The following is a 12,455-nucleotide window of genomic DNA, read 5'->3' on the forward strand; positions in this document are numbered from 1 at the left end:
GCCGCCTGCACACCCATCTCGGCGAGACGCTCGACGAGATGGGTGTGCAGGCGGCAATCGTGGCGCTCGGCCAGGGCCGCGCTCTCGCGCATCAGCCGCTTGGTCACGTTGAAGGGCGAGCAGGGCGCCAGCCCGATCTGCACCATCGCGCCGGGCGCGGTGTCGTGGAACAGGCGCAGCACGCGCTCGCTGTCCTCCAGGATGGTGTCGTCGTCCTGCGTCAGGCACTCGGGCGGCAGGCCGCCGTCGCGCTCTGACAGGCTCATGGAGCCGCGGGTGATCACTGCGCGGATACCGAGGGCCCGCGCCTCCTCGGCCTGGATGTCGACGGCCTGCTCCAGGCCCTTCGGGAACAGGTAGTGATGATCGCCCGCCGTGGTGCAGCCGGAGAGCAGCAGCTCGGTGTAGGCGAGGCGGGTGGCGAGCCGGAAGGCCTCGGGGGTGAGCTTGTCCCAGACGGTGTAGAGCGCCTTCAGCCAGGGGAAGAGCGGCTTGTTGATGGCCAGCGGGTGGGCCCGGGTCAGGGTCTGGAAGAAATGGTGATGCGTGTTGACGAGGCCGGGGAGGACGACGTGGCGGGCGGCGTCGAAGGTCTCGTCCACGGGGCTGGAGGGCTGCCCGCCCGACGCGACAAGCTCGACGATGCGGCTGCCTTCCACCACGATGCCGCCGCCGGCGTCCTCGGCCAGGATGGCGAGCGGCGCACGGAGCCAGAGGCGGGTCGAGACCGATGGGGTGCCTGTCATTCCTGCTCCCGGGCCGCAGCCCTCGCGCCACCACCACAAGATACGGACCGCCGGGCGGGGCGGGAAGCACCTCCTGCCGAGGGCCGCTGCTGTTCAGCGGGCCCGCAACGCGGCCAAGCTGCCGAGTCATTAGGCGGGCCTGAACAAAATTTGAGCGCGCATTTCCAGGCCGCCGAGGCCATGCTCAGAGTTTAATCAGGGTGCCGCGCGAGGCGAAGCCTGTCAGTCTCCGCCGCCCCGCCATGTTCCGGCGAAGCGCCCTCAATCGATCGGGAAGAGCCATGACCGAGACGCCATTCACCGAGGCCGAGCGCGACGCCTACATCGCTGCCGCCTCCGCCCTGCTCGCACTCCCGGTCGACCCGACCTGGAAGCCTGCCATCGGCGCGAACCTGACCGTCCTGCGGGCGGCGGCCGAGCTCGTGGCGAGCTTTCCGCTGCCTGAGGAGGTCGAGGCCGCTCCGATCTTCACGGCGTGAGGCGGCCATGACCGATCCAACACCTGATCCGAGCATGATGTCGGCCGCTGCGATCGCCGCCGCCTTCCGGGAAGGACGGCTCGGCGCCCGCACGGTCGTCGCCGCGACGCTGGAGCGGATCGGCCGGGTCGATCCGGCGGTCAACGCCTTCACCGACGTGCTGGCCGAGCGTGCCCTCGCCCGCGCCCACACGCTCGATGCCGCCCGTGCCAGGGGCGAGCCCCTGGGCCCGCTCGCCGGCGTGCCCTTCGCGGCGAAGAACCTCGTCGACATCGCCGGCCTGCCGACCCGAGCGGGCGCGAAGATCAACCGCGAGCGGGCGCCGGCCGAGCGCGACGGCGCGGTGGTGCGCCGGATGGAGGCGGCGGGCGCGATCCTGGTGGGCGCCCTCAACATGGGCGAGTACGCCTACGATTTCACGGGCGAGAACATCCACGACGGCCCGACGCGCAACCCGCACGACCTCGGCCACATGGCGGGCGGCTCGTCCGGCGGCTCGGGCGCCGCGGTCGGCGCCGGGCTCGTGCCGATCGCGCTCGGCTCCGACACCAACGGCTCGATCCGGGTGCCCGCCGCCTTCTGCGGCTGCTTCGGGCTGAAGCCCACCTACGGCCGGCTGACCCGAGCGGGCAGCTTCCCCTTCGTGGGGAGCCTCGATCATCTCGGCCCGCTCGCCCGCAGCGTCGCCGATCTCGCGCTCGCCTACGACGCCATGCAGGGGCTGGACCCGGACGACCCCGTGGCGGCCGAGGGTCCGCCCGAGCCGGTGCTGCCCCGTCTCGAGGACGGCATCGAGGGCTATCGCATCGCCGTGGCCGGCGGCTACTTCGCCCGCGGCGGCGATCCGGAGGCCTTCGAGGCGGTGGAGCGGGTGGCACGCGGGCTCGGCTGCACGCGCCGCGTCGAGATCGCAGAGGCGGCCCGGGCGCGGGCCGCCGCCTACCTGATCACCGCAGCGGAAGGAGCCGCCCTCCACCTCGACCGGCTGCGCACGCGCGCCGCCGATTTCGACCCGGCGGTGCGCGACCGCCTCATCGCGGGCGCCATGATTCCCGCGCCCTGGATCGACCGGGCGCAGCGCTTCCGCCGCTGGTACCGCACGGCCTTCCTCGACCTGTTCGGGGAGGTCGACGCCATCCTCGCGCCGACGGCGCCGTGCCGGGCGCCGAAGGGCGGCCAGACCCACTTCGTCCTCGACGGCGTCACCCTGCCGGTGCGGGCCAATGTCGGCGTCTTCACGCAGCCGATCTCCTTCATCGGCCTGCCGGTGGTGGCCGTGCCGGTGCGCGTGGACGCCGGCCTGCCGCTCGGCGTCCAGGTCATCGCCGCGCCCTGGCGGGAGGAGGTGGCCCTGCGCATCGCCCGCCGGCTCGAGCGCGACGGCATCGTCGACGCAACGCCGGCCGTCCTGTGAGCGGGCCCGACATGAACATGCCCGAGGTCGATCTGCCCGAGGTCAAGGCCGAGGTGGAGGCGGCCTTCGCGGCCTACGAGGCGGCCCTCGTCGGCAACGACGTCGCCACCCTGGAAGCCCTGTTCCACGACGATCCCCGCACGATCCGTTACGGCGCGGCGGAGAACCTCTACGGCATGGAGGCGATCCGCGCCTTCCGCCGCGCGCGCTCGCCCGTCGGCCTCGCCCGAACGCTGTCAGACACCGTGATCACGACCTATGGCCGCGACTTTGCCGTCGCCATGACCCTGTTCACCCGCGAGGGCAGCCCGGGCCGGATCGGGCGCCAGAGCCAGACCTGGGTGCGCTTCCCCGGCGGCTGGCGGGTCGTCGCCGCCCATGTGAGCGTGATCGAGGGCTGACGAGGGCATCCCACGGCTGGCGCACGGCTTGCATACAAGCCGGCGTCATAACAGCCGCAAGGGGCGAGACATGTCGAAGACGGGATGGCGTAGCTGGGGCGCGGCGGCGCTGATCGCGGGCGGGCTGGCCGCAGGGCCGGCACGGGCGCAGGAGACGATCAAGATCGGTGTCCTGCATTCCCTCTCGGGCACGATGGCGATCTCCGAGACGACGCTCAAGGACGCCATGCTCATGCTCATCGACGAGCAGAACAGACGAGGCGGCGTGCTGGGCAAGAAGCTCGAGGCGGTGGTGGTCGACCCGGCCTCCAACTGGCCGCTCTTCGCCGAGAAGGCCCGCGAGCTCATCGCCAAGGACAAGGTCTCGGCGGTGTTCGGCTGCTGGACCAGCGTCTCGCGCAAGTCGGTGCTGCCGGTCTTCAAGGAGCTCGACTCGCTGCTGTTCTACCCGGTCCAGTACGAGGGCGAGGAGAGCGAGCGGAACGTGTTCTACACGGGCGCCGCGCCCAACCAGCAGGCCATCCCTGCCGTCGACTACCTGATCAAGGAAGAGAACGTCCAGCGCTGGGTGCTGGAGGGGACGGACTACGTCTATCCCCGCACCACCAACAAGATCCTCGAAGCCTACCTGAAGTCCAAGGGCGTGAAGCCCGAGGACATCTCGATCAACTACACGCCCTTCGGCCAGTCCGACTGGCAGACCCGCGTCGCGGCGATCAAGAGCTTCGGCTCGGCCGGCAAGAAGACGGCCGTGGTCTCGACCATCAACGGCGACGCCAACGTCCCCTTCTACAAGGAGCTCGCCAACCAGGGCATCAAGGCCATCGACATCCCCGTCGTCGCCTTCTCGGTGGGCGAGGAGGAACTCGCCGGTATCGACACCAAGCCGCTTGTCGGCCACCTCGCGGCCTGGAACTACTTCCAGTCGATCGAGACGCCCGAGAACAAGGCCTTCATCGATAAATGGCGCGCCTTCACCAAGAACGCCAAGCGCGTGACCAACGACCCCATGGAGGCCCATTACGTCGGCTTCAACATGTGGGTGAAGGCGGTGGAGAAGGCGGGCTCGGCCGAGCCCGGCAAGGTCATCGCCGCGCTGCCGGGCATCAAGCAGCCGAACCTCACGGGCGGCGTCTCGGAGATGCTCGCCAACCACCACATCACGAAGCCGGTCTTCATCGGCGAGATCAAGGACAACGGTCAGTTCGACGTCGTCTTCAAGACCGAGGAGCTGATCCCCGGCGAGGCCTGGTCCAAGCAGCTCGACGGCTCGAAGGATCTCGAGGCCGACTGGGTCAAGCTCAACTGCGGCAACTACAACACCAAGACCAAGAAGTGCGGCGGCGCGTAGCGCCCTCGTCCCCTCCCCCTTGTGGGGAGGGGTAGGGGTGGCTGGGCGACCCTCTGCGGAGCCCAGCGGAACCACCCCCACCTCCAACTCCTCCCCACAAGGGGGAGGAGAGACCCGCGCGAGCGCCGAGGTCCCATGATCCGCCTCCTCGTCTATCTCCTCCTGGCGCTCGCCTTCGCCGGCCCGGTCCGCGCCCAATCGCCGGCCGACGCCGCCTACACCCGGCTCGCGAGCGACAGCTACGCCGAGATCGAGGCAAGCATCGTTGGGCTGGCCGCGAGCGGCGACCCGCGCACGGCGCCCGTGATCCAGGCCCTCGCCGAGGGCCGACTGTTCTACCGCCCCGCCGACAAGGCGCTGTTCGTGAAGCAGGGCGACGCGGTGACCGACGCCCGTACCGGCGTACCGGCTCCCGCGACCGAGGGGCTGAAGCCGGTTCGCGCCAACAACAAGGTCCGGCGCGCCCTCGACTCCGCGCTGGGCACCCTGAACCTGCTCGCCCCCGACCCGGGCAAGCGCCGCGAGGCCGCCGAGGCGGTCTTCAAGGCCCGCGACGCCACCGTGCTGCCGGCGCTCGAGGCGGCGCTTTCCCGCGAGACCGATGCGGGCGTGAAGCGCACCCTGCAGGAGGCCCGCGCGGCCGTCGTGCTGGCCAAGCCCGGCAGTACGGAAGCCGATCGGCTCGCGGCGGTGGCCACGATCCAGGGCCGGGCCGACGGCGATGCCATGGGCATCCTGCGCGCCCTCTCCGCCGACCCGAGCGCGGCGGTCCAGGCCGCGGCCGCCAAGGGCGTCGCCGCGATCGAGACGCGGCTCGCCCTGATCGCGGGCGCCTCGAACGTCTGGTACGGGATCTCGCTGGGCTCCGTGCTCCTGCTCGCCGCGATCGGCCTTGCGATCACCTTCGGCGTGATGGGCATCATCAACATGGCGCATGGCGAGATGGTCATGCTGGGCGCCTACACGACCTTCCTCGTCCAGGAGGCGATCCGCGCCCACGCGCCCGGCCTGTTCGAATTCTCGCTGGCCATCGCGATCCCCGCCGCCTTCCTCGTGGGCGGCGGCGTCGGCGTCGGTATCGAGCGCCTCGTGATCCGCCACCTCTACGGGCGGCCGCTGGAGACGCTGCTCGCCACCTTCGGCATCAGCCTGATCCTGCAGCAGACCGTCCGCTCGATCTTCGGCCCGACCAACCGCGAGGTCGGCGCGCCGCAATTCATGACCGGCGCCTTCGACCTGTTCGGCCTCTCCATCACCTGGGGCCGGTTCTGGATCGTGGTCTTCGCGCTGGCCGTGTTCTTCGGCCTCATGTTCGTGCTGCGAAGGACCTCGTTCGGCCTCAAGACCCGGGCGGTCACCCAGAACCGGCGCATGGCCGCGGCCATGGGCATCCGCACGCCGTGGGTCGACGCGCTGACCTTCGGCCTGGGCTCCGGCATCGCCGGCATTGCCGGCGTCGCGCTCTCGCAGATCGACAACGTCTCGCCCAATCTCGGCCAGGGCTACATCATTGATTCCTTCCTCGTCGTGGTCTTCGGCGGCGTCGGCAGCCTCTGGGGCACGCTGGTGGCCGCGCTCTCGATCGGCGTCGCGAACAAGTTCCTCGAACCCTATGCCGGGGCGGTGCTCGCCAAGATCCTGCTCCTCGTCTTCATCATCCTGTTCATCCAGAAGCGTCCGCGGGGGCTCTTCGCCCTCAAGGGCCGCTCGGTGGAGGCGTGAGCATGGCACCGCGCACCCCGCTCCTGGCGATGATCGACACCAAGGGCTGGATCTTCCTCGGCGTGCTGCTGGCCGTGTGCCTCATCGTGCCGCTGTTCAACCTCGCGGTGCCGCCGGGCTCGCCCCTGCACGTGCCGACCTACGTCGTCTCGCTGCTCGGGAAATACCTCTGCTACGCCCTGCTGGCGCTGAGCCTCGACCTCGTCTGGGGCTACGGCGGCATCCTCTCGCTCGGCCACGGCGCCTTCTTCGGGCTCGGCGGCTACGCCATGGGCATGTACCTGATGCGCCAGATCGGCCCACGCGGCGTCTACGGCCACCCGGTCCTGCCCGATTTCATGGTGTTCCTGAACTACAAGGAACTGCCCTGGTACTGGCTCGGCTTCGACTTCTTTCCCTTTGCCGCGCTCATGGTGCTGCTCGTGCCGGGCCTGCTCGGCTTCCTGTTCGGCTGGCTCGCCTTCCGCTCGCGGGTGACGGGGGTCTACCTCTCGATCATCACGCAGGCGATGACCTACGCCCTGATGCTCGCCTTCTTCCGCAACGACATGGGCCTGGGCGGCAACAACGGCCTCACCGACTTCAAGGACATCTTAGACTTCAACGTGCAGGCGCAGGGCGTGCGCGTGACGCTGTTCGTTCTGACGGCCGTGGCGCTGGCGCTCGGCTACCTGATCGCCCGCTTCATGACCGTCTCGGCCTACGGCAAGATCCTCGTTGCCATCCGCGATGCCGAGCCGCGCACCCGCTTCCTCGGCTACCGCCCGCACCATTACAAGGCGCTGGCCTTCACCGTCTCGGCCATGATGGCGGGCGTCGCCGGCGCCCTCTACGTGCCGCAGGTCGGCATCATCAACCCGTCCGAGTTCACGCCGACGAACTCGATCGAGGCCGTGATCTGGGTGGCGGTGGGCGGCCGCGGCACCTTGGTCGGGGCGGCGCTCGGCGCCGTGCTCATCAACTACGCCAAGACGCTGCTCACCGGCGCCATGCCGGAGGCCTGGCTCTTCGCGCTGGGCGCGCTCTTCGTCCTCGTCACCCTGTTCCTGCCCCAGGGGATCGTCGGAACGCTGATCGCCAGGCTCGGCGACCGCAAGGCGAGGATCGCCGCCCGTCTGCCGCCAGAGCCCGACATCCCGCCGCGCCTCCTCGAAGAGGGGAGGGGCTCGTGAGCGCCGCCCTCGCCCTCGCGGAGGCGTCGTCCACCTCGCCCGGTCCCGCCGGCGCGAAGCGGCTGACCAACGCGCTTCTCTACCTCGACGACGTCCGCGTCACCTTCGACGGTTATCGGGCTCTGCGCGGCCTCTCGCTGACCCTCGGGCGCGGCGAGATGCGCGCCATCATCGGCCCGAACGGCGCCGGCAAGACCACGATGATGGATGTCATCACCGGCAAGACCCGGCCCGACACCGGCACCGCCGTGTTCGACGGCGTGCACGACCTGACCACGCTCGACGAGGCGACGATCGCCGATCTTGGCATCGGCCGGAAGTTCCAGAAGCCGACGGTGTTCGAGAGCCATACGGTGGCCGACAACATCCTGCTGGCGTTGAAAGGTCCGCGCCGGGCCTTCCCGTCCCTGTTCGGCTGGCGCAACCGGGTCGAGGCCGAGCGGATCGACGACATCCTGCGCATCGTCGGACTCGTGCCGCACCGGGCGCGGCCCGCCGCGGATCTCTCCCACGGCCAGAAGCAATGGCTCGAGATCGGCATGCTGCTCGCGCAGGACCCCAAGCTCCTCCTCGTCGACGAGCCCGTTGCCGGCATGACGGACGCCGAGACCGAGGAGACCGCCAAGCTCCTGCGCGAGATCGCCAAGGACCACGCCGTCGTCGTCATCGAGCACGACATGCACTTCGTGCGGGCGCTCGAATGCCGGGTGACCTGCCTGCACGAGGGCGCCGCGCTCGCCGAGGGCTCGATCGACGCGGTCTCCGCCGACCCGCGGGTGGTCGAAGTGTATCTCGGGCGATGACGCTGGCGGATCGCACCATTCCTGGGCGTTTCGAGCGCGGGTCCCCTCTCCGTGAAGGAGAGGGACGGGGTGAGGTGTGTGAGTTTTCCAGAGAAGGCGCCCTTACGCGGACGGGTGGAGCGCAGCGGAACCCGATCCGGGGCCCAGCGCGGGAAGCCGCGAAGCGTCCGACCCTTGGCGCTATCCATGGAGAGCCGCTGCCGCGGCTGGTCATTGGCTGGATCCCGGATCGCCTTCCGCTGGCGCTCCAGGCGTCCGGGAAAGGGCGGCGGAGATCGGGTGATCCGTCCGGAGAGGTCCTACACCTCACCCCAACCCTCTCCTTCCAGGAGAGGGGGCCGGGCGCGGCGCGGCCCATCGAGTTCGCCACCAGGGGACGACCGCGATGCTGAACGTTGATCGCATCGATCTCTTCTACGGCGCGGCCAAGGCGCTGCGCGGCGTTTCGCTGGCGGCCGAGACCGGCAAGGTCACGGTCGTGCTCGGCCGCAACGGCGTCGGCAAGACCTCGCTGATGCGGGCGATCGTCGGCCAGCAGCCGATCACGGCCGGCAGCGTCCGCCTCGACGGTCGCGACATCAGCCGCTTCGCGCCCTACGACCGGGCGCGGGCCGGCATCGCCTTCGTGCCGCAGGGCCGCGAGATCTTTCCCCTGCTCACCGTCCACGAGAACCTTCAGACGGGCTTCGCGCCGCTCGCCCGCCGCGACCGGCACATCCTGCCCGAGATCTACGACCTCTTCCCCGTGCTCAAGGACATGCTGCACCGGCGCGGCGGCGACCTCTCCGGCGGCCAGCAGCAGCAGCTCGCCATCGGTCGGGCCCTGGTGACGCGCCCGAAGCTCCTCGTCCTCGACGAGCCGACCGAGGGCATCCAGCCCTCGATCATCAAGGATATCGGCCGGGCCATCACCTACCTGCGGGGCAAGGGCGACATGGCGATCGTGCTCGTCGAGCAGTTTTTCGAGTGGGCGCGCGACCTCGCCGACACCTACGCGGTGATGGATCGCGGCGCGGTGGTCGAGGCCGGGGCCCGGGCGGACATGGTCGAGGCCGACGTCCGGCGCTGGCTCTCGGTCTGAACCCCGGCCCCGCCCGCCGCCGACACCCTCACGTTGTCTGCGAACGGCCGGCGCCACTTCCCGTGAATAAATTATGTTGTAAGCTGAAGCGCGGTAGGAAGGTGCTGCACGCTCCGGCGCGGTGAGGGGCGTCGATCCTCGAGGCGCTGCGTGTTCCCCATCCCACCCAACGAGCGGGAGCGCCTGGAAGCGGTCCGTCGCCTGCAGATCATCGGGAGCGCGCCCGAGGCCGAGTTCGACGCGGTCTGCCGGACGGCCCGCGCCCTGTTCGATCTGCCCATCGCCCTGGTCACGTTGATCGAGGACGAGTGCATCTGGCTCAAGGCACGCTCGGGCATCGAGGAGCGGGAGGTGCCGCGGCGCGTCGCCTTCTGCAGCCACGCCCTCCTCTCCGACGAGCCCCTGGTGGTTTCGGACACCTCGCTCGACCCGCGCTTCGCCGACAATCCCCTCGTCGGCGGTCCGACAGGCATGCGCTTCTATGCCGGCGTACCCCTCATCCTGGAGCCGGGGCTGAGGGTCGGCACCGTCTGCGTCATCGATCGGCGCCCGCGGGAGTTCTCCGCCGATCAGGTGCGCCAGCTGCAGGATCTCGCGCTGATCGTCGTCGCGCAGCTGCGCCTGCGCCACAGCGAGGTCATGGGCAGGACCACCCAGGCGGCGCTGACGGAGAGCGAGGCCCGCTACCGCTTCCTCGCCGACAGCCTGCCGCAGATGGTCTGGATCATCCGCGGGGCGGACGGCGAAGCGCTCTACATGAACCGGCCGTTCCGGGACTATTACGGCTATCTGCAAGCGGACATGGGCGAGCGCGAGGCGCGGCATCACCCCGACGACGCGGCGCGGATCAAGGCGGCCTGGGCGGCGGCCGCGCAGGAGGCGCAGGCCTTCGAGGTCGAGGGCCGGCTGCGGCGCCACGACGGAACATACCGCTGGCACAAGCTCGTCGTCATCCCGGTCTGGCGCGACGCCGGGATCGTCGAGTGGTTCTGCACCGCCCTCGACATCGACGCGCTCGTGACCGCCAACGAGAGCCTGCGGCAGACCTCCGAGATGCTGCACCTGGCGCAGGACGCCGCCGGCGCCGGCCTCTGGGAATGGAACCTCGCCTCGAACCGCGCCCGGCTCTCGGGTCGCAGCGCCGCGCTCCAAGGATTCGCGCCGGCGGAATCCGACGAGGAGATCGAGGTCACGGCCGCACAGTGGACGGCGAACCTTCATCCCGACGACGCGAAATCGGTCGGGTCGCAGCTTCCCCGGGCGATGGAGGCGCCGGGCGCCTTCTCCGCCGAGTACCGGGTCCGGGCGGGCGACGGCGCTTCGGACTATCGCTGGATCCAGAGCTTCGGGCGCGTCCTGGCCGGCCCCGACGGGCGTCCGGACCGGGTCGTGGGCCTCGACCTCGACGTGACGGACCGGAAGCGCGTCGAGACCGCCATCGAGCAGGCGCGGCAGGAGGCGGAGCGGGCGAGCGCGGCCAAGACCGAGTTCCTCGCCACCATGAGCCACGAGATCCGCACGCCGCTCAACGGCATCCTCGGCTACGCCGACCTGCTTCTCGACGACCGGGTCCTCGGACCGGACCAGCGGCTTCAGGTCGCCCGCATCCAGGGTGCCGGCAACGCCCTGCTCACGGTCGTGAACGACGTCCTCGACTTCGCGAAGGTCGAGGCGGGTCAGATCGAGCTCGACGCGGCGCCGTTCCCGCTGAGGGGCCTCGTCGACAACGCCGTCGCCATCGTCGCGGGCCTGGCCGAGAAGAAGGGGCTCGCCCTGCGCGTCCGCTTCGGCGGAACCTGCCCGGACCTCCTGCTCGGCGACCGCGACCGCCTGCAGCAGGTGCTGCTGAACCTCCTCAACAACGCCGTGAAGTTCACGCCAGAGGGCTCGGTGACGCTCGATGTCGGCTGCGAACCCGCGAGGACGCCGACGGGGGAGGCGGCCTGCGCCGTCAGCCTCGCGGTCACCGATACGGGCATCGGCATCCCCGAGGACCGGCGGGACCGGCTGTTCCTGCGCTTCAGCCAGGTCGATGCCTCGATCAACCGGCAATATGGCGGCTCCGGGCTCGGGCTCGCGATCTCGCAGCACCTCGTCGCGCTGATGGGCGGGCGGATCGAGGTCGAGAGTCTGCCGGGCCGGGGCTCGACCTTCCGCCTTCGGGTCGTCCTTCCCCTGACGCGGGCGCGCGCCGAGACGCCATCCCCCATCGACGCCGCGCCCGCGGCGAGCCGGCGGCAGGGGCGGATCCTCGTCGTCGACGACGTCGCGATCAACCGCGACATCGCGCAGGCGGTGCTTCGCTCGGCCGGGCACGCGGTCGATACGGCCTCCGGCGGTCCGGAGGCCGTGATGGCGGTGCAGGCCGCGTCCTACGACCTGATCCTCATGGACGTGCAGATGCCCGAGATGGACGGCATGGCCGCCACGCGCCACATCCGGGCGCTCGGCGGCCCGGCCGCCGCGACGCCGATCATCGCGCTGACGGCCAACGTCCTGCCGCACCAGGTGACGGCGTTCCGTGAGGCGGGCATGAACGGCCATGTCGGCAAGCCGTTCAAGCGCGAGGAGCTGTTTGCCGCGGTGGATGCCTGGATCGGTGCCGGCGAAGCGGCCGCGTGACGGGAGCGCATTTTCCCCTCTCCGCTCGCTGGGAGGGAGGCGATCGCTCGACCCGCCTCCGCACGACGAAATCCCAGCCGATTACGGGTCGCGCCTCGGCGCGGCGACGCGCCTGAGGCGTCCGTTGCGCTTCTCGTACTCGAACACGGCGCTGAGCGCGCTGTCGACCGCCTTGCCGGCCTCCGCGTCCGCCGGCGGCTCGGCCGTCGGCGCCTGCCGCAGACGGGCGAGCCGGACGACCTCGCGGTCCCGGTCGATCAGGGCGGGCAGACCCGCTTCGGCCTCGATGCGGGCGCAAGATCCTTCCGCGAAGGCCGCCGTGAACCGTACCGTCCTGTCGAACAGGCCGAGCCCGGCGCCCATTACCGACGCCGCCAGGCCGAGGGGCTGGCGGAAGCTGCCGGCCTTGGCGAGCGCGCCCTGAAGGCCGCGCACGATCTCGCCGCTCCAGCGTGGCGCGGGCGAACGCTCCTCCTCGACCGTGAGGCTCACCACCTCCTCCACCGCACGCGTTCCTCCGTCGGGCAGGTGGAAGATCCCGAGCTCGTAAGCGCCGGCGCCTTCGTGCGCGCCACCGATGAACCGGATCGCCGTCACCTCGCCGCTCCACGGCTTCCGCGGGCCTCGTGACCGGGCATAGACCCGTCAGATCCTGGGGCGGGCG

11 protein-coding genes are annotated in these 12,455 nt (G+C 70.5%); 9 read left to right on the plus strand and 2 right to left on the minus strand.

What is annotated here, in order from left to right:
- The coding region (locus tag MFF55_RS13480; protein WP_238244617.1) for an amidohydrolase family protein at positions 1–746 on the minus strand (746 nt) is incomplete at its 3' end.
- 281 nt (positions 747–1,027) lie between these two features.
- Between MFF55_RS13480 and MFF55_RS13485 the strand changes: the two genes are divergently transcribed.
- The 9 genes from MFF55_RS13485 to MFF55_RS13525 all read left to right on the plus strand — a co-directional run bounded on the left by MFF55_RS13485 (position 1,028) and on the right by MFF55_RS13525 (position 11,791).
- Positions 1,028–1,225 carry a DUF4089 domain-containing protein gene (locus tag MFF55_RS13485; protein ID WP_238244618.1) on the plus strand — a complete coding sequence of 66 codons (198 nt, stop codon included), beginning with the start codon at positions 1,028–1,030 and terminating at the stop codon, positions 1,223–1,225.
- Between the two features lie 7 nt (positions 1,226–1,232).
- The gene (locus MFF55_RS13490) at positions 1,233–2,639 is read left to right on the plus strand and encodes an AtzE family amidohydrolase (RefSeq protein ID WP_238244619.1); all 1,407 of its coding nucleotides are present in this window, start codon (positions 1,233–1,235) and stop codon (positions 2,637–2,639) included.
- 17 nt (positions 2,640–2,656) lie between these two features.
- Positions 2,657–3,040 (plus strand): oxalurate catabolism protein HpxZ, encoded by a 384-nt coding sequence (hpxZ, locus tag MFF55_RS13495; protein WP_238244694.1) that lies wholly within the window; start codon positions 2,657–2,659, stop codon positions 3,038–3,040.
- 70 nt (positions 3,041–3,110) lie between these two features.
- Entirely contained in the window at positions 3,111–4,391 is a 1,281-nt protein-coding gene (gene urtA, locus MFF55_RS13500) for an urea ABC transporter substrate-binding protein (protein WP_238244620.1), read from the plus strand.
- 135 nt (positions 4,392–4,526) lie between these two features.
- Positions 4,527–6,113 (plus strand): urea ABC transporter permease subunit UrtB, encoded by a 1,587-nt coding sequence (gene urtB, locus MFF55_RS13505; protein ID WP_238244621.1) that lies wholly within the window; start codon positions 4,527–4,529, stop codon positions 6,111–6,113.
- A 2-nt stretch (positions 6,114–6,115) separates the two neighbouring features.
- Positions 6,116–7,285: an urea ABC transporter permease subunit UrtC gene (urtC, locus tag MFF55_RS13510; RefSeq protein ID WP_238244622.1), complete on the plus strand. Its 1,170-nt coding sequence runs from the start codon at positions 6,116–6,118 to the stop codon at positions 7,283–7,285.
- A 62-nt stretch (positions 7,286–7,347) separates the two neighbouring features.
- Positions 7,348–8,088: an urea ABC transporter ATP-binding protein UrtD gene (gene urtD, locus MFF55_RS13515; RefSeq protein ID WP_238244695.1), complete on the plus strand. Its 741-nt coding sequence runs from the start codon at positions 7,348–7,350 to the stop codon at positions 8,086–8,088.
- Between the two features lie 385 nt (positions 8,089–8,473).
- A complete protein-coding gene (urtE, locus tag MFF55_RS13520) occupies positions 8,474–9,169 on the plus strand; it encodes an urea ABC transporter ATP-binding subunit UrtE (protein WP_238244623.1) in 696 nt (231 codons plus the stop codon).
- Between the two features lie 150 nt (positions 9,170–9,319).
- Positions 9,320–11,791 (plus strand): GAF domain-containing hybrid sensor histidine kinase/response regulator, encoded by a 2,472-nt coding sequence (locus MFF55_RS13525; RefSeq protein ID WP_238244624.1) that lies wholly within the window; start codon positions 9,320–9,322, stop codon positions 11,789–11,791.
- Positions 11,792–11,872: 81 nt separating this feature from the next.
- Here MFF55_RS13525 and MFF55_RS13530 read toward each other — a convergent pair whose 3' ends face one another.
- Complete coding sequence (locus MFF55_RS13530) at positions 11,873–12,388, minus strand: hypothetical protein (protein ID WP_238244625.1); 516 nt, start codon at positions 12,386–12,388, stop codon at positions 11,873–11,875.
- Between the last annotated feature and the right edge of the window lie 67 nt (positions 12,389–12,455).

The organism is Methylobacterium iners (genome assembly GCF_022179305.1).
Lineage (GTDB): Bacteria > Pseudomonadota > Alphaproteobacteria > Rhizobiales > Beijerinckiaceae > Methylobacterium > Methylobacterium iners.

What these genes read in the sequence shown, in the direction of transcription:
- urtB (WP_238244621.1), top strand. Translation starts at nt 4,527, where the DNA reads ATGATCCGCCTCCTCGTCTATCTCCTCCTGGCGCTCGCCTTCGCCGGC.
- urtE (WP_238244623.1), top strand. Translation starts at nt 8,474, where the DNA reads ATGCTGAACGTTGATCGCATCGATCTCTTCTACGGCGCGGCCAAGGCG.
- hpxZ (WP_238244694.1), top strand. Translation starts at nt 2,657, where the DNA reads ATGCCCGAGGTCGATCTGCCCGAGGTCAAGGCCGAGGTGGAGGCGGCC.
- urtC (WP_238244622.1), top strand. Translation starts at nt 6,116, where the DNA reads ATGGCACCGCGCACCCCGCTCCTGGCGATGATCGACACCAAGGGCTGG.
- MFF55_RS13490 (WP_238244619.1), top strand. Translation starts at nt 1,233, where the DNA reads ATGACCGATCCAACACCTGATCCGAGCATGATGTCGGCCGCTGCGATC.
- urtA (WP_238244620.1), top strand. Translation starts at nt 3,111, where the DNA reads ATGTCGAAGACGGGATGGCGTAGCTGGGGCGCGGCGGCGCTGATCGCG.
- MFF55_RS13485 (WP_238244618.1), top strand. Translation starts at nt 1,028, where the DNA reads ATGACCGAGACGCCATTCACCGAGGCCGAGCGCGACGCCTACATCGCT.